The sequence below is a fragment of the Paenibacillus solisilvae genome (genome assembly GCF_042656405.1).
GTDB classification, from domain to species: Bacteria; Bacillota; Bacilli; order Paenibacillales; family Paenibacillaceae; genus Paenibacillus_Z; species Paenibacillus_Z solisilvae.
In genome coordinates, this window is record NZ_JBHSOW010000016.1 from 31,884 (window position 1) to 48,842 (window position 16,959).

Annotated in this window: 16 protein-coding genes; 7 read left to right on the forward strand and 9 right to left on the reverse strand. The window is 48.4% G+C overall.

The features are described from left to right. Positions 1–53 precede the first annotated feature (53 nt). Positions 54–953 (forward strand): helix-turn-helix domain-containing protein, encoded by a 900-nt coding sequence (locus tag ACFPYJ_RS04480; RefSeq protein WP_379186852.1) that lies wholly within the window; start codon positions 54–56, stop codon positions 951–953. A gap of 304 nt (positions 954–1,257) precedes the next feature. Here the strand turns inward: ACFPYJ_RS04480 and ACFPYJ_RS04485 are convergent, their stop codons facing one another. Then, entirely contained in the window at positions 1,258–2,526 is a 1,269-nt protein-coding gene (locus tag ACFPYJ_RS04485; protein ID WP_379186853.1) for an alkaline phosphatase, read from the reverse strand. 282 nt (positions 2,527–2,808) lie between these two features. On the opposite strand from ACFPYJ_RS04485, the gene ACFPYJ_RS04490 reads away from it, so the two are divergent. After that, positions 2,809–3,585: a ThuA domain-containing protein gene (locus ACFPYJ_RS04490; protein WP_379186854.1), complete on the forward strand. Its 777-nt coding sequence runs from the start codon at positions 2,809–2,811 to the stop codon at positions 3,583–3,585. A 134-nt stretch (positions 3,586–3,719) separates the two neighbouring features. Here ACFPYJ_RS04490 and ACFPYJ_RS04495 read toward each other — a convergent pair whose 3' ends face one another. Beyond that, a complete protein-coding gene (locus ACFPYJ_RS04495; protein WP_379186855.1) occupies positions 3,720–4,523 on the reverse strand; it encodes a helix-turn-helix domain-containing protein in 804 nt (267 codons plus the stop codon). A 293-nt stretch (positions 4,524–4,816) separates the two neighbouring features. Here ACFPYJ_RS04495 and ACFPYJ_RS04500 point away from each other — a divergent pair, with 293 nt between their 5' ends. Continuing rightward, positions 4,817–6,283, forward strand: a complete 1,467-nt coding sequence (locus ACFPYJ_RS04500) for a sulfatase family protein (protein WP_379187006.1) — start codon at positions 4,817–4,819, stop codon at positions 6,281–6,283. Between the two features lie 67 nt (positions 6,284–6,350). Here ACFPYJ_RS04500 and ytxJ read toward each other — a convergent pair whose 3' ends face one another. From ytxJ to ACFPYJ_RS04520, 4 genes are all read right to left on the reverse strand, one after another. Further along, a complete protein-coding gene (gene ytxJ, locus ACFPYJ_RS04505; protein ID WP_379186856.1) occupies positions 6,351–6,692 on the reverse strand; it encodes a bacillithiol system redox-active protein YtxJ in 342 nt (113 codons plus the stop codon). A gap of 119 nt (positions 6,693–6,811) precedes the next feature. Continuing rightward, positions 6,812–8,722, reverse strand: a complete 1,911-nt coding sequence (locus tag ACFPYJ_RS04510; protein ID WP_379186857.1) for a glycosyl hydrolase family 18 protein — start codon at positions 8,720–8,722, stop codon at positions 6,812–6,814. A gap of 177 nt (positions 8,723–8,899) precedes the next feature. After that, complete coding sequence (locus ACFPYJ_RS04515) at positions 8,900–9,178, reverse strand: YxcD family protein (RefSeq protein WP_379186858.1); 279 nt, start codon at positions 9,176–9,178, stop codon at positions 8,900–8,902. 2 nt (positions 9,179–9,180) lie between these two features. Then, a complete protein-coding gene (locus ACFPYJ_RS04520; protein ID WP_379186859.1) occupies positions 9,181–9,606 on the reverse strand; it encodes a hypothetical protein in 426 nt (141 codons plus the stop codon). A gap of 132 nt (positions 9,607–9,738) precedes the next feature. On the opposite strand from ACFPYJ_RS04520, the gene ACFPYJ_RS04525 reads away from it, so the two are divergent. Next, positions 9,739–10,269, forward strand: coding sequence for a DUF309 domain-containing protein (locus ACFPYJ_RS04525; RefSeq protein WP_379186860.1), 531 nt, complete (start codon positions 9,739–9,741; stop codon positions 10,267–10,269). 82 nt (positions 10,270–10,351) lie between these two features. Here the strand turns inward: ACFPYJ_RS04525 and ACFPYJ_RS04530 are convergent, their stop codons facing one another. Next, complete coding sequence (locus tag ACFPYJ_RS04530) at positions 10,352–10,936, reverse strand: beta-class carbonic anhydrase (RefSeq protein ID WP_379186861.1); 585 nt, start codon at positions 10,934–10,936, stop codon at positions 10,352–10,354. A gap of 71 nt (positions 10,937–11,007) precedes the next feature. Continuing rightward, entirely contained in the window at positions 11,008–11,325 is a 318-nt protein-coding gene (locus tag ACFPYJ_RS04535; protein ID WP_379186862.1) for an iron-sulfur cluster biosynthesis family protein, read from the reverse strand. 121 nt (positions 11,326–11,446) lie between these two features. Here ACFPYJ_RS04535 and ACFPYJ_RS04540 point away from each other — a divergent pair, with 121 nt between their 5' ends. Beyond that, the gene (locus ACFPYJ_RS04540; protein ID WP_379186863.1) at positions 11,447–12,961 is read left to right on the forward strand and encodes a carboxypeptidase M32; all 1,515 of its coding nucleotides are present in this window, start codon (positions 11,447–11,449) and stop codon (positions 12,959–12,961) included. Between the two features lie 565 nt (positions 12,962–13,526). Here the strand turns inward: ACFPYJ_RS04540 and ACFPYJ_RS04545 are convergent. Beyond that, the gene (locus tag ACFPYJ_RS04545; protein ID WP_379186864.1) at positions 13,527–14,390 is read right to left on the reverse strand and encodes a helix-turn-helix transcriptional regulator; all 864 of its coding nucleotides are present in this window, start codon (positions 14,388–14,390) and stop codon (positions 13,527–13,529) included. 254 nt (positions 14,391–14,644) lie between these two features. On the opposite strand from ACFPYJ_RS04545, the gene fabF reads away from it, so the two are divergent. Together fabF and ACFPYJ_RS04555 are read left to right on the forward strand one after the other, a co-directional pair. Continuing rightward, the gene (fabF, locus tag ACFPYJ_RS04550; protein ID WP_379186865.1) at positions 14,645–15,898 is read left to right on the forward strand and encodes a beta-ketoacyl-ACP synthase II; all 1,254 of its coding nucleotides are present in this window, start codon (positions 14,645–14,647) and stop codon (positions 15,896–15,898) included. Between the two features lie 67 nt (positions 15,899–15,965). After that, positions 15,966–16,958 (forward strand): aromatic acid exporter family protein, encoded by a 993-nt coding sequence (locus ACFPYJ_RS04555; protein ID WP_379186866.1) that lies wholly within the window; start codon positions 15,966–15,968, stop codon positions 16,956–16,958. Position 16,959 lies beyond the last annotated feature (1 nt).

The following is a 16,959-nucleotide window of genomic DNA, read 5'->3' on the forward strand; positions in this document are numbered from 1 at the left end:
GGTATACTAAGAGGAAGATCTTCAGGGGTGTAATCGAGTTAGGAGAGTAATCAATGCATGAGTCATGGATACAAAGCATCTCGCCTTTCGTAAGGGCGGAGAGAATTATGCAATCCTCCTCCTTGGCCGGTGAATGGCTGGACCACGATCATGTTTATACCTATATCGAGCAAGGTGAAGCGGAGTTTTTTTTGAGCGGTGTTAAATACCTGGCCAAAGAAGGCGATGTTCTGCTGATGCATCCATTTATGCCGCATATCATACGATCCACTTCAACTCTTCCATTGATTCAATATATTTTTCATTTTGATTTGTATTTTGATGAAGAACGAAGCCGATTGAATTACACGACTGCAGCGATGTATAAGCAAACAGCAAAAGTGGAGAGGGAAATGAAGCTTGCCTCCATTTTTCCTGTTTCCCATATACAGGCAGCCGACAGAATTGAAGTGAAGAAGAGATTCCTGCTGATGCACCGGGCATTCCAGGAGAAAAGAGAGGGATATTCGTTACTGACGAAGTCCGTCTGTCTGGAATTGTTATACTTGTTTTTTAAAAATCAAAGCGATCAGAAAGCAATAGAAGGAAAAATGACGAAGGGATGGGCTTTCATCGAAAGAGCGGTCAATTATATCCATGAAAGCTATCCCGATCCTCAATTAAATAACGAATCCATCAGCCGGTCTGCCGGGGTGTCGACTAACCATCTATCTTACTTGTTCAAGCAGCAGCTTGGCATCTCGATCCATAAATATGTGACACATATCCGAATCGAGCAAGCAAAATGCAGAATCATGGAAGGAAAACATACCCTGACTGAGATTGCTGATACGGTCGGTTTCTCGAGTATTCATTTGTTCAGCCGGTCTTTCAAGGCTGCTGTCGGAATGACTCCCAGCAGGTTTGCGGCTTCGCAAGCTAGTCTGTTGAATGTGGATGATATTGCAAGGTGATGAAAAGACATTAACACTTCGTTAGTGTCTTTTTCCAATTAAACCCAGATGTTGATATGTGCAAATACCTTTATTGTATTCTTGCGGATTCAATTGGTAAGTATGGAATGGAGAAGCGTTTGACCAAGTGAATCGGGGAAATAACCTTATTGTTTTGATCAATTGGGTGACACAGAAACAATAATAAAGGCAGCCAGTTATTCTGGCTGCCCGTAATACGGCCTGCGGTCAGTAAAGTCTGCACCGCCGCTCCAAACACTCGTTTACTATGCCGCTCTCAGCGGGAGATAATGATGTAGTCGTATTATTTTTTTACTTTAACTCCCAAGGCTTGCGCGAGCTTGTTGAAAATTTCGGTATTTTCATAGATTCCTGTAAACAGCTCAGCGTTCTGACCCATTGCAGTAATGGGGATATCAACGGCTGTATGACCAGAGGTTGTCCAATCAACTACAAAGTTAAACTTGGAATTAGCAACGGCAAAAGGACCGTCTTCCTTGGAAATTCCATCGCCCGACTCGTCGTCTGCGGTAACTTCTTCAATGGAAAACCCGCCCGTTTCGTGGTCGGCAAGCACAAGAACAAGCGTGTCCGGATTTTTCTTGGCGAAATCTTTGGCTACTTGAACGGATTTATCCAATTCTTGTCCGGCTTTAATCATCATTTTCGCATTGTTCTGGTGGGCAAATTCGTCCGTACCTTCCTCTTCGACCATCAGGAAAAATCCCTTTTTATTGGCAGAAAGCGTGGAAATCGCTTTTTTAGTCATCTCTGGCAGAGAAACAACCGGATTATAAAGATCTCCTTCGCCTTCTGGCCGCTGCTGGAACATTTCCTCGTTGGCAAATAGTCCAAGAAGCTTGCCGCCTTTTGCTTTTTGCAGATCGGTTTTGTTCGTAACATAGTTATAGCCTAATGCTTTTGCTTTATTGACAAGGTTGAGCTGCGTGCCTTTGCTTTTCTCCGACGGATCTTCGGCAGGCTCGTCCTTGAATTTACCCGGGTCTCCTGCCGGATACCAATAATCTTCGCCGCCGCCTAGAATGACGTCGATTTTGCTTTTTGACAAGTACTGCAGGGCGATTTCGCTTTGTTTGGAACGGTCTTCCACGTGAGCGCCGAAAGCTGCACCTGTAGCGTCCGTAACTTGACTAGTCGTAACTACGCCAGTGGATTTCCCGGCATCTTTGGCGTACTCCATAATCGTTTTCACATTTTTCTTGTTTGCATCGACGCCGATTGCGCCATTATAAGTTTTTACGCCGCTGGCATATGCCGTCGCCGAAGCAGCCGAATCGGTTACAGGGACAGTGGAGCTCGTATGAATTAATCCGACGGAAGGCATTGCATCCATGGCAAGGCTGCCTTTCTCACCAACTGTTGCAAGGCGGATGGCATCGCGCTGGGCCGTACCCATTCCGTCACCGATAAACAAAATCACATTTTTCGTTTTCGAAGAAGCGGCGTCCGCATGATCTGGCGCTTGGGCGCTGATGACGCTCGTAACCACTAGAGCAGCTGCTGCAGATCCTACAATTGCAGCCTTAATTCCGTTCTTTTTCACTGATTTCATATGATTCCTCCTAAGATAAGTCTACTTAACAGATAGTAGAGCAGTTATATTAAGAGAATGTTTTCGTCATATCTAGATCATGTAAAAGGTAAGTGTTAAATATTGGGAAGGAGCGGCTTCACTCATTTCGATTTAAGCAAATGTTAGTACCTGCAGTGACAGTTCATGCGGTAATTTTTTTCGACAATAAGAGAAAGGTCTCCGGTGTTGATGTCATTAGGCACTGATTGGAAACATAAATAAAAAGTATTACATTGTTACTCAGGAGAGGTGGCCAAAGCCATGCTCAAAGTGCAGATCCGAGATCATGCCATGTTTGAATGGAAACCGATCAACGTAACGATTTGGAACGAATTCAGAGTCGAAAAAACAAATCCGGAGGCTGGCAGGGTTTATCCGAAAGGTATTCATACCGCTTTATCAGATGGTCTTCAGCCGTACGGATTTCGCATTCAGACGGCAACACTCGACCAACCTGAACATGGCTTAACGGCGGAAGTATTGGATCGTACGGATGTCTTAATCTGGTGGGGACATTTGGCTCATGAAGAAGTTAGCGATAGCATTGTGAATCGGATTTACGAAAAAGTGCGCCAGGGCATGGGCTTAATCGTCCTTCATTCAGGTCATTATTCCAAAATATTCCGAAAATTAATGGGAACGTCCTGCACGTTGAAATGGAGGGAAGATGGGAAAAGGGAGCGGATTTGGGTTGTGAGCCCCGGCCATCCGATTGCAGAAGGTATCGGCAGTGAATACTTCGTGGTGCAGAAGGAAGAAATGTATGGGGAATTTTTCGATATACCGGCTCCAGACGAATTGATATTCATCGGTTGGTTCAAGGGCGGGGAGGTTTTTCGCAGTGGCTGCGCTTATTATCGGGGAATGGGGAAGGTATTTTACTTTCAGCCCGGCCATGAAACGTTTCCGACGTATTATAACAAATATGTATTGCATGTCATCGCCAATGCCGTGAAATGGGCGGTTCCGACAACCAGCGGGACAGAACCGTATGCAGATAATAGACATGTGGAGCCGCTGGAAAATACCGACTGTTAGAATCCGTTTGTTTCGTACACATTTTTTATTTCCTCTTCGTGTTATCCCCTCACTGGATTGTCCGCATTTAATCAAGGAATCCACGAAAATTTCCTCGTCATCAATATATCGGGCCGTAAGGGTGACGGGATTGATCAAGAGAAGAGCTGAGACAGATCCGATTGGCTGCCGCGGGTGATGAACTCGGAGGGCGACATCGCGCTGTATTTTTTAAAAACTCGGAAAAAGTAGGACGTATCGTAATAGCCCAAATACTGCGAGATGCCCGCTATAGTCATATCCGAATGGAGCAGCAGGTTGCAGGCTTCAAGCACCCGCAGCTGGTGCATGTACCGGATCGGAGAATGCCCAAACACTTCCTTGAACAAGGCGGTCGTGTAGTTGGGAGAGCGGTGGATCAGCCTGGCCAATTGCTCGATCTCGATCGGCTCACGGTAATGCTCCAGTAAATAATGCTTGACGATCTGGGCGTACTTCATCTTGATCGGTGTCACCTCGGGCTTCTCCAGTTCCCGCGAGAGGATGCCGATGAGCTCCTGCACGATGCCCAGGCAGATTATGAAACGGAAGCTTTTGCTTCCCCGCATTTCTTCGTACAATCTCTCGAAGCGCCGCTGTGCGTACTGGAAGTTCGCCAATCGGAACTGAATGAACCGCCCTTGATCAAGGAACGGAATTCCGGTGTCCATGCCCGGTTCGATGGTAAACAGAAGCGTATACTTCTGGTGCGGGCTTCCATTCAGATTCTCGCCGCATCGCCGGGTCGACTTCGGAATATAAAGAAAGTCCCCTCTCTCCGCGACGATCTCTTCCCCATTAATCTCATATCTAACTTTCCCCTCCATGACGAGGACAATCACGTTGTGCCCGAGAACCTCCATCTGTGTACGCCAATTGGGAATGTAATGATCGAAATGTACACTTATTATTTGAATCATAGAACAGCGCTCCTCGCTCGAATGTCGACAAAATCGTATCACAATAAGGGGTTACGGTAAACCTCACCTTCAATATTCGAATCCAGGGGAGAAAGATAGGAATAGAAATGTACATGATTTTGGCGAAATGTACGTGGACGCCTGACAAAACCGAAATTTATAATACAGCTATGGCCAATAAAGAAAGCGTGTGTACATTCACTTCCCATTTGGACGAGTAATCGGCGGAGTGGAGTGTCCGGCAGTCGAAGAATAAAAGCATGAACCAGACCGGAAAGGGGATTGAGGATGACATGAGAATTTTATTGCTGGATTTGGATTCAACGAGGCCTGATCATTTGGGCTGTTACGGCTATACCCGGAATACGTCGCCGAATATCGACCGTATTGCCGCCGAAGGCGTACGCTTCGACAACTACTACACTTCGGATGCACCGTGCTTTCCTTCACGCACGGCTCTGATGACCGGCCGCTTCGGCATTCACAACGGCGTTGTGGGCCACGGTGGAACAGCGGCTGACGTCCGGCACGAAGGGGAGGAGCGGCAGTTCCGGGACCGGCTCGCAGCAGAGAGCTTCCCGGCTCTCTTCCGTCAAGCGGGCTTGAAGACAGCGCTTGTCAGCCCGTTCGGCGAGAGGCACTCAGCCTGGACGTTCTACGCGGGCTTCAACGAGATCCATAACACGGGACAAGGCGGGCAGGAATCCGCCGAAACCGTTACGCCTGTCGTTCTTGATTGGATCGAGCGCAACGCGGAGCAAGACGACTGGATGCTCTACGTTAATTACTGGGACCCGCATACTCCTTATCGGGCTCCCGCCTCCTTCGGCAATCCGTTTGAGGGCGAGCCGCTTCCGGAGTGGATTACCGAGGAAGTGCTGGAGGGCCACATGCGCAAGGTGGGTCCCCACAGCGCGAGCGAGATCAATATGTACGACAGCAAGACGTCGCCGGATTATCCGCGTCATCCCGGCGAGATCCGTTCGATGGAGGGCTTGCGCACCATGATTGACGGTTATGACTGCGGAATCCGCTATATGGACGACAACATCGGCTCGATTTTCAAATTGCTGGAGAGCAAAGGGGTGATGGAGGATTTAATCGTCATCATCACAGCCGACCACGGAGAGAACATGGGTGAGCTCGGTATCTATGGCGAGCACGGAACGGCCGACCAAGGCACCTGCCGCATCCCGATGATTATCCGCTGGCCCGGCCTGCAGAAGGGAACTGTCGACAACGGCCTTCATTACCATCTCGATCTTCCACCGACGATCGCGGAGCTGCTCGGCCGCGCCCCGGCGCCAAGCTGGGACGGAAGCAGCTACGCCAGTGTGCTGAAGACCGGCGAGGAGAACGGCCGGGACTATCTCGTCGTCTCCCAGTGCGCCCACGTCTGTCAGCGCAGCGTGCGCTTTGGGGAGTGGCTCTATATCCGGACTTATCACGATGGCTACCATCTCTTCGACAAGGAGATGCTGTTCCATATGAACGAGGACGTTCACGAACAGCGCAACTTGGCGCAGGAGAGGCCGGAGCTGTGCCGCGAAGCTGTCTACCTGCTGAACGAGTGGCATGATAGCATGATGGCGACGATGCCCTATGACGTAGACCCGCTTTGGACCGTAATGAAGGAGGGCGGCCCCTATCATGCCAAGGGTTCCCTGCCCCGTTACATAGAGAGGCTGCAGCAGACAGGACGCGGGGATGCAGTGGCTGAATTGATTAGACGCCATCCCTATGAGATGGAAAGGACCTAAAAAAACGGGTATCCGCAGAAGTTTAAGCTTCATGCGATACCCGTTTTTTCTGTATTCTGTAAGGAGCTTAATCCATGACCGCTTTCATGTGCGCCTCTGTAATCGACCAATGTGTTGCACTCCAATATTTCTCTTTGTTCTTCACAAGAATGATTTGGGGCGATTCATGCTTTACGGCTACATCTTCAGCAATTTGGTTCGAGACCGGACGGGATTCAATCACTTTGACTAATACAAAATCAGCGTCAGCATTTTCATTGTTGTTCAGATATTTATTAAATTCGTCATAAGCATTCGCGCTGACAGGACATGTCGTGCTGTGTTTGAAGACAACGAGTGGACGAGTGGCTGAACCTTCTAAAGCGGTGTTCCATTCCTCAATGGATTGAATCTCTCTAACTTGCGACATGTGCATGTCTCCTTCGCTATGGTCTGATTCACTATTAATGATGTAGTAAACCGATCGTGTTTCTACCCAATTATACCATAGCAGACAGGCACATGACATCTCACATTCGCACCGGCTGTTTATTTCTGCTGAAGCAGCAATGTCCATAGATTTGAACTTTCGTAGCCAAGGCGCCATGCGGCTACGCCTGCCAGCTCATATTTCTTTGCGATGGCAATTCTAGCCTTCATTGTATCCATCGTTTCAGCCCAGAATACGTGCGTATAACCATCCTTATTATAGGTGAATTTGATTTGTCCCGAAGCTTTATCGAACCTTCCCAGGGCGCTTTGTTCTTGGATTAGACCAGGTATGTCCTTCATCAGAATGGCTTTGCTGTCTACAAGTTTACCAGCTGCATTCACGCGCCATTCACGCACATAAAAAGGAACGCCAAGCATCAGCTTACTGCGCGGAATTCCATAATCCAGAAACTGTTGAACCCCTTCCTCGACCCACGGAAGCTCTGCCACTGATCCCGCTTCATCGCTATTTTGCCAATGCTGATCATAGGCCATAATCATGATCATATCCACGATTCCAGCCAGTTCGGCATGGTCATAGGCGGTTTTGGCATCCCAGTTTACATCGCCGCGAGGAAGATCGATGGATACGGTCAACCCTGCAAGATGAGCGGCATTCGTTAAGCTGCGAACGAAAGAGGAATAGGCAGCCCGGTCACTGCCCGCCATCATTTCAAAATCCAGATTAACTCCGTCCGCGCCAAGTGACTTCAACCGCCCAACCAGATTCTGAATGAAGCTCTTCCGAGCAGCTGCATTTTTCAAGAACGATGTCGTTAATTTAGCATCGAACTGGTTACTAACGAGCGGCGTGAGCTTGATTCCCGATTGTTTCATCGCATGAACAAGGGCAGGATCCGAATAATCGGATAAACGCCCATCGGCGCCTGCAAGCTCGAACCAAGAAGGGGAATCGTAATCAAGTCCATGTGTTTGACTAACCTGACTCAGAACGGTAGATGTGCGGGAAGATCCGTTCCATCCCCAGTACAGCAGCTTTCGTTTGTTGTTCCAAACGGCTCTTCCATCTGCATTCGTGACAATGGAATCGCTGAACTGCGCCGCATATTTAACTGCACTTTCATGCGTATGGAAGGAACGTAAGAAATGAGCTCCTTGCGCAACCTTCAAATAGGGGGTATTCGTCCACCATTCCAGCCCGTTTTTTGTGACAGCGGCATTTACCAGACTTTTCGCAGCGTATACGGCACTATCTATACTATAAACGGATTTAACAGGTGTTCCGTTCTGAGTAATGGTGAAGCCGGGCAGGTTGTTATGAACGATAAGTCCCGTCTCTACATTAACGACTGAACTGCCGGCAATCCGGGTAGAAGCACGCAGGGCATCAAGCAGGAATGCATAGCGGGCAGTGTCCACTGAAACGCCGTCTCTTTGAATCTCATACTTAGCTGTTCCAAGTCGCTGCTGACTTTTCTGGTAAACAGTCAAGTTATCCCAGATCCATTGGTTCGATGCCAGATCGATAATATGTACATTGATGTATGCTTTTGCGGCTTTCTTTGCATCGGCTAGTGTGGCATAGCTCCAATTGGCTAGTGTCTTATCGCCTTGATAGAGCTGATACTTCGGATAAGTGCCGGCAACAAAACCAGGCTTCTCTAAATCGCGAATTTGAGCAAATTTGAGCTTCGCAGCGAATTGCTTGGCTTCCTGCAGCGTCCGGAATTCTCGGCTGCTTGTCGAGAAGCCGTTCTCATACACCTTATACTTCGGAAAGTTATCCCAAACCCACAGTTTTCCTGTGATTTTCTCCACATGCGCATAGGAAAAATTCTTCGCATACGCAATTGCACCCTTAGATGTGTTGAATTCTCGGAGAGCCTTGTCATTCTGATATACACGATAGTTGGTTGTGCTGCCGGTACCTGCGGCCGCGGCTGATGCGGTCGAAGACATACCGGCTTGCAAGGCTAGAGTCAGGGCAATAATAACTGTGAAATTCATCCTCATATGCCTAATTATCAATCCTCTCCCAATTTAGTCTATTAGACTCTGGAGAGAGGAAGAGGTTGCGAGGAAAACGGCATTTACCGGTATTTACTAATTAACAGCTTGCAGCAAAAAAAACGAGCGCAGAAAACAATCTCTGCACTCGTTTGCGTATCGAACCAACCAATCCGGTTAGTCCTCGATATCTGCCCAAAATTCTTCATCCGCATCAAGCGTGATTTGGGAGCGGAACTTACGGATCTTATACTGCTTCAGCAAATACTGCTCAATTGCTTCAAGCAGGTTTGCCTCTATTAAATATTGGTTGCGGCCATTCACCCAAACCTCAGCGGTGAAGCCGTATTGCTCCTCCCACGATAACTGCACTTCCACATCCGATGGCGAGACTCCTCGACGCTCAGCCATATGGAGGCAGACTGCGTTAATAATCTCATCGGTATAGATTCTCACCTTTAGTAGCGTCCCCGGTCACCCGGATGCGCCCGGCGGCGACGGTTGCGGAAGTAGAGGAATATCCCGCGAATCGCAACGATGACTAGATAAATAGCCAATAGGTTAACAACCAGGCCGAGGAAGTTGCTGAAAAACCCTGTACCAAACATGCTTCCAAACAGCAAGCCTGCGATACCGCCGATCATTAATCCCTTCATTAAACTGCCGCCGCTGAAGAATCCGCGATTGGCTGTCGTGCCTGTTTTTGCAGTACCTGAAGTACCGGGTGTGCTTTTATTTACATTTTCGGCCGGCTTAGCCGGCGTCTGTGTATAGCTCTTCTTGGGTGACTTGATGCCCCCGAATTTGGGTCTTGCATCCACCGATCCAGCACTGAAAGCGAAGAATAAAGTGAAGGCCATCAGCAGCAATAGTGTTCTTCTCATCTGTCAATCTCCTCCTGAGCGAGTGCTCGTACATCTGTCATTGCCTTTCGCTTCATTTACGTCTAATATAATCAAAGGTTTCAACTTTCATTCTCTTTTCATGAATGCTATTGATTATAATGGGGGATAACGATGCCAAATAACGAGTATCCATCTGCATATCTTTCATATCTGGTGGAATTTCATGCGACTAGAGATTATTTTGAATGCCATGAACTGCTGGAGGAATATTGGAAGGAACATCCCGGAGACGGCCTTGGCCGGATTTGGGTCGGGCTTATTCAATTGGCAGTAGGTTCCTATCATCAGCGGAGAGGAAATATACCCGGAGCCTTAAAAATGCTGCGGCAATCGAAGAATAAAATAACGGACGCGGAGGCTTCGCAAATCGGTGTAAACGGGGTGAAGCTTCGGGAGATGCTCATGTCTAGGCTTGATGACATTGAGAGAGGTGAGCCATTCACAGATATGGAAATTCCGCTGGAAGATGAAGCTCTTCTCCAGCAATGCAAGCAGCTCTGCTCCATGAGAGGCCTTATATGGAATGCACCGAGCAGCGGGGAAGCAGCTCTTGTGCATCGGCATACTCTCCGTGATCGAAGCGACGTTGTCGCAGCACGAGCGGCCGCGGTTATTGCCAGGGAAGAGAAGAAACGTCTTTAATGAAGAAGAGCCTCGGGTGCACCGGCATTTCGGTCTGCAGCGAGGCTCTTCTATATTAAGAAAGAACAATTACTTGTTAGGATTAACCTTGAAACTTGGTTCGCAGGGCTTCATAGCCGTCGACAACAAGATCTAGCTTACCCGTTTCAGGATCAATGATTAGTCCATGCACAGGGGTTGTCGCGGAAAGAAGAGGATGGTTGCTTATAATGCCAACGCTTCTCTCCACGCTGTCCTGTACATTGTCGAAGCCGGTCAGCCAGCGCTCCAGATGCATCCCGGAATTGCGAAGCGTGCGGATGGTTTCCTCCGAGACGCCGCCATCAAGCATATGCTGGATGACGCCTTCTGGGTTGAGACCTGTCATGCCGCATTGATGGTGGCCAATGACAACCACTTCGTCAGCACCAAGCTCATACACCGCAACCAGAATACTCCGCATAATATTGCCGAAGGGCTGAGTTACAATGGCTCCTGCATTTTTGATAATTTTGGCATCCCCATTGCGCAGGTTCAGCGCCTTAGGCAAAAGCTCGGTCAGCCTGGCATCCATACAAGTTACAATAACCATTTTCTTATCTGGAAACTTATCGGTTAAATATTTCTCATATTCCCGGTTCTCTACAAACTGCTCATTATAGGACAAAATATCTTGGATTGCGCTCATGGTTAATCTCCTATCCTGGATAAATTTACAGTATGAATGTACTTCTCTCTTTTTAACGCTAAAGCTGCCGGTTACTTCAACAGACGTAAATTTGCCGTGTAGATCTGATTATCACTCTTCAAGCTGAACGAGTGACGGGCTTGATTATAATCAATTTTGAGATTAGGCTCGAAGAATACCTCGTAGCGGGGTTCATACCAAACCGAATAAGGCGTTCCTTCGCCGAGTTTATCGTCCTCGTAAGGCTTGTCAATGATTTGAAGAGCAGGTACACCTGACACGACACAGCCGCAGCCTTCCGTATCGTAAAACAGTTTCAAACTTTTGTTTGAATCCGCCATATGTTCGGAGAGCTGGCTCACTGCGGAATCGGTAAAGGTAAAATTCATCGTTATCACTCCTTTCCGCATTTTTATCTTGCGTAAACACGGATTAAAGTTGATTATACGGTTTGCAAAAAGTATGATCAAGTAGGTGACCGTTTTTTACTTATAGAAAGGTGGATGCTTTGTGACACAACTTGCTGAGAATGTCTTATCCTTGTTTCTTGCACAGATCAAGCAGATTAAGAGCTATGAAGAAGCGCTTGGTGTATTGTACTGGGATTTGCGCACGGGTGCGCCGCGCAAAGGTATGGAGGTAAGGTCGGAGACGATCGGTCATTTATCCGGTCAAATGTTCAAGCTGTCAACTGCACCCGAGCTTGGTGAATGGTTGACACAGCTCGAGCAGCCGGGTGTGTTCGCCGACCTGAACGAGATTAATCAGCGGCTTGTTACGGAGACGCGCAAAGATTATGACCGAAGTGTCAAAATTCCGCCTAAGCTGTATCAGGAGTATGTCGTGCTGACCTCGCAGGCCGAGTCGTTCTGGGAAGAAGCGAAGGAGAAGAGCGACTATGCTTCCTTCGAGCCTTATTTGGACAAAATCATTACATACACCAATCAATTCATCGATCTATGGGGAGTAAAAGGCTCCCGTTACGATACGCTTCTGGATGCTTATGAGCCTGGCATGACGACGGCTGAGCTTGACCGCGTGTTTGGCGGTCTTCGTGAGAAGCTGGTTCCGTTATCTGCGGCTATTGCAGCATCCCCGCATCAGCCGGCAACGGATTTCCTGAAGCAGACCTATGCCAAAGAAGCGCAAAAGAAGTTCAGCCTGTTCATTTTGGGTCAGATGGGCTTTGATTTTACAGGCGGGCGCCTGGATGAGAGCGTGCATCCGTTCGCAACAGGCCTGAATCCCGGCGATGTACGAATCACGACCCGCTACCTGACTGACGATGTAACCAGCGCGTTGTTTGGAACGATCCATGAGGGCGGTCATGCGCTCTATGAGCAGAATATTAAAGATGAGCTGATCGGCACGACGCTTTGCACTGGCACATCGATGGGGATTCATGAATCCCAGTCCCGCTTTTGGGAGAACGTAATCGGCCGCAGTAAATCGTTCTGGAGTCGCTACTATAAAGATTTACAGCAGCATTTTCCGAATCAGCTTGAAGTTCCGGTTGAGGACTTTTATCGAGCGACCAATGTAGTGAAGCCTTCTCTCATCCGGATCGAAGCTGATGAACTTACCTACAATCTGCACATCATCATTCGATATGAAATGGAGAAGCTGATCTTCAACGAAGGCGTTAAGGCGTCCGAGCTTCCGGCGCTGTGGAATGAGAAATATAAGGAGTATTTGGGCATCGTGCCGGAGAATGACGGCGAAGGCGTACTGCAGGACGTGCATTGGTCCGGCGGGGCTTTTGGTTATTTTCCCTCCTATTCCCTCGGTAACATGTACGCAGCGCAAATAACGGATACCCTGGAACGCGATCTTCCGGACTTCTGGGAGCTGGTCGAGAAGGGCGAGCTGCATCCGATCAAGGATTGGCTGACCGATAAGGTGTATCAGTACGGCAAGCTGCGGACACCGTCGGAGCTGATTCAAGACATTACAGGCAAACCGCTGGATCCGGATTATTTGGTCGCGTACCTTGAGAAAAAATACAAGGATATTTATAAGCTGTAAGTTATTGCGCTGTCCCTAAAGATTCCTGAAATGGAAGCCTCTATTTAATGAGGCTTTCTTTTTTTGGCCTATTGAATAGTATGAATTTGTTAAGCATGCTGGATTTAATGTTTTTCTGCTTTTACGGGCGGCCAGGGAGCTGATTCTTATATCCCGAAACGTTTTTGAAAGCAGGTAAATAATCGGAGGCACAGCATCGCTCTAAACTGGATTTCATCCAGTTAAACGGCTTAGCAGGTCCAACTGCTGGATCTATACTGCATATTGTCCAGTTATTTGAGCTCAGATGAGCGTTTCTGGGCACTGACCTTACTTATTAAATGGATTTTTCCAGTTTAGCTCCTCAGGTCAGTAATATTGACTGAAAATAACTGTATAGATGCAGTATAGCGGCGGCAGGCGAGGGCAATTGGCTCGCAGATATCTCAAAATGATAAAGCTCCAGCATGATAAAACCTAAACTTTATATAGCTATCTTTTGGGCTTGAATAAATTCGGCTCTAGGATAGCTTTTTTTTCGCAGGAGCAGAGAGTTGCACAGAGGCATTCAACTTTGCTGCAGCGGTTAGTTGGATGAAGATATCCCTTTATCCATCAGCTGCTTGAGCTTTGTTTCGGTAGTGGAATCCGAAGCAGGAGTATAAATGCTGCAGCGCAGATCAATGCTTCCGTGTACTTGAAGGGAAGTAAGATGGAAGAGCATTTTTCCTGCTTTAGCATGCCTGAATTCTATGACAACCTCAGGGGAGGCACTGACAGCGCTTTGCTCCCACAGACGGCTGAAGTCGGGATGGAGCTCTTTCATGCGAGTAAGAAATTTCTGATACCACTCATCCTCCACATATTGTCCATAGTAGGCTCTGAATATGGCTAGGAATCCGCTGACAAAATGCTCCCAATTCACGGCAAGCCGCCTGAATTCCTTTCTCATAAACAATAACGAAATCATATTTCGCTCGTCATATGGAATCTGCTCGAAGTCCATGAATACGTGCGATGCTGCTTCGTTCCAGCCAACGATTTGGCAGTGGCGGTCTGAGATAATGGTGGGGCACGAACGCAGCTCGTACAAGATTCTACGCAGAGAGGGACTAATTTCAGTTGTTTCCGGCAGCGATTCCCCGGGATGATGAATGCTTGTACCGGCCTCCAGGGCGAGAGCAAATAAATATTTTCTCTCATCCGGCGTTAATTGAAGGGCGCTTGAGACCGCATCGAGAACAGATGTGGAAACTTTGATATCCCGGCCCTGCTCGAGCCATGTATACCAGGTATGACTTACCCCTGCGAGCTGAGCGACTTCCTCTCTGCGCAGGCCAGGCGTTCTGCGGCGAGTTCCTGTTGGAATTCCAACGGATTGAGGTACTATTTTCATTCGCTGAGCTTTCAAGAAAGTGGATAGAGCCTGGAGTCTAGTCTGATGATTCATGAAACGGTTCACCTCGCAATTCAGTTATCATGGTATACATTATACTATGATAAACAACAACTTGTAATAGGATAGGAAGTGTGACAAACTTGCTTTCACAAGGGTTGCCTGAGAAGGCATAGCAAGTCAGTTTTATTGCGAAGCAGTTCGGAAAGCATTGCTTCATAAAACGAGGCTTATGCTTCCGCAGCCAGTTTTATTGCGATGTAACCCTGCAAGTATTGCTTCATAAAACTTTAAGGAGGCAAACACATATGGAAAGAGTCGTTATTACAGGTTTGGGTGCTATAACGCCGCTAGGCAATGATGTGGAGACGTTGTGGACGAATTTGCTCGCCGGTCAATCAGGGATTGCGCAGATCGATACATTTGATACGGCTAGACATAAAGCGAAGATTGCAGGGCTGGTGCGGAATTTCGATGCAGAGGCGATCTTCGGACGGAAGGAAGCGCGCCGGATGGACAGGTTCTGTCAATTCGCGCTGGCGGCAGCGGAGCAGGCGGTCGCGGATTCAGGGCTTGATCTTGCGAACGTGGATCTGGAACGTATGGGCGTGTATGTGGGCTCCGGTATCGGAGGGCTGACCACGCTGCTCGAACAAGACGGGGTGCTTCAGGACCGTGGTCCGGAGAGGGTTAGTCCAACCCTTGTCCCGATGATGATATCCAATATGGCAGCGGCGATGATCAGCATTCGTTACGGCTCACAAGGGCCGACCCTTTCTCCGGTAACAGCTTGTTCGATCGGTAATACAGCTATAGGTGAAGCGTACCGACTCCTGGCGATGGGCGGTGCGGACGTTATTATCGCAGGCGGTTCGGAGGCAGCCGTATCAGAGATTTCTTTGGCAAGCTTCAGCAATGCGACTGCATTATCCACACGCAATGATGAGCCTGGCAGGGCAAGTCGGCCGTTCGATGCGGGTCGGGACGGTTTCGTGATGGCGGAGGGAGCCGGAATTCTTGTTCTGGAAACTCTCTCCCATGCTTTGCGCAGGGACGCCCGGATTTACGGGGAAGTCATTGGTTATGGGGCAAGCTCAGATGCTTATCATATGGTTGCGACACATCCGGAAGGAATTGGTCCTTACTTGGCCATGCGGGCAGCTCTTCGGGAAGCGGGGATCAAGCCGGAGGAAGTGGACGTGATTCATGCGCATGCGACAAGCACAGAGCTTGGCGATAAATCAGAGACCTTGGCGATCAAACGGCTGTTTGGAGATGCTGCCTATCAAATCCCGGTTACGGCGAACAAGTCGATGACAGGACATATGCTGGGGGCTGCAGGCGGGGTTCAAGCGATAGCATTAGTAAAAAGCTTAAATGAAGGCATGATTACCCCAACAATTAATCAGTTTGAACGTGACCCCGTATGTGACTTGGATTACGTGCCTAACGCTGCCCGTCAAGCGGATTTGAAGATCGGCATAAGTAACTCCTTTGGCTTTGGCGGTCATAATGCCGTTATTGTTTTGAAAAGCTATGATTCGGTGCATAGAGTTGACTGATTAATAATGACAGGGGTACGATAAGGGAAAAACCGGAATGAATCGGTAAGCATGTCAGGAGAATCACATGGGAATTCGTGTAGTCAAAACCGCTTTAGCCGCCCTAGCTGCGCTATATACGGCACATTATCTCGATCTTCAGCCGCCTCTGTCTGCCGGACTCCTTGCCATTCTTGGTGTTGAAGTCACACGGCTAAGAGGGCTGAAGAACGCGTTTGTGCGGTTTGTAGCCTCCGTGCTGGGGCTTTTCTTCGCCTCGTTGTTATTTATCGTGCTTGGTTTTCATATATGGACGATTTCAATCTTTATATTGCTTACTTTTCCGGTGCTATCCCGGATTCACCTCAAGGATGGAATCGTAACAAGCGCCGTCATCGTCTTCCATATCTATGCCAGAGAAGAAGTAACGATGGAACTAATCGGCAATGAAATTATGCTGCTGCTGACCGGGCTTGGATGGGCGACAGTCATCAATCTCCTTTATGTGCCCAAGGAAGAGAAGAAGGTCCTGGAGCTTCGGCTTATAACGGAAGAGAAGTTTAGCGCTATTTTTCATAATATGGCACAAACTCTGCGCACTCCATCTCTGGTGTGGGACGGGGAAGAAGTACTGGAAGCAAGCAAAGCGATCGAAGAGGGAACAAGGCGGGCGGAGTTAAGCCTTGAGAACCGCATTTGGGGGCAGGATGGCGCTTATTGGCGCTATTGGCCGACTTACTTTGATATGAGGCACCAGCAGTTTGAATCCATCGGGCAGATGCTGGTGCATCTGTCCCTGGTCTATGAATCGCTGCCGCAAGGCGAGCTGATTGCTGAGCTGTTCGACCATTTGGAGGATGATGTGAAATCCGATGTTTATGAAGGCGCAGTAGAGCAGAGCTTATCCCAGCTCAGAGCGCGGTTCCGTTCGATGCCGCTGCCCATAACCCGCAAGGAATTTGAAGTAAGGGCGGCCTTGCTGCAGTTAATGCTTGAGCTCGAGCGTTATCTGGGTATCGCAAAACGGTGGAAAAAACAAAAAAACAGCCAAAAAACGGCCGCACGTGAACAGTCGTTTTAAG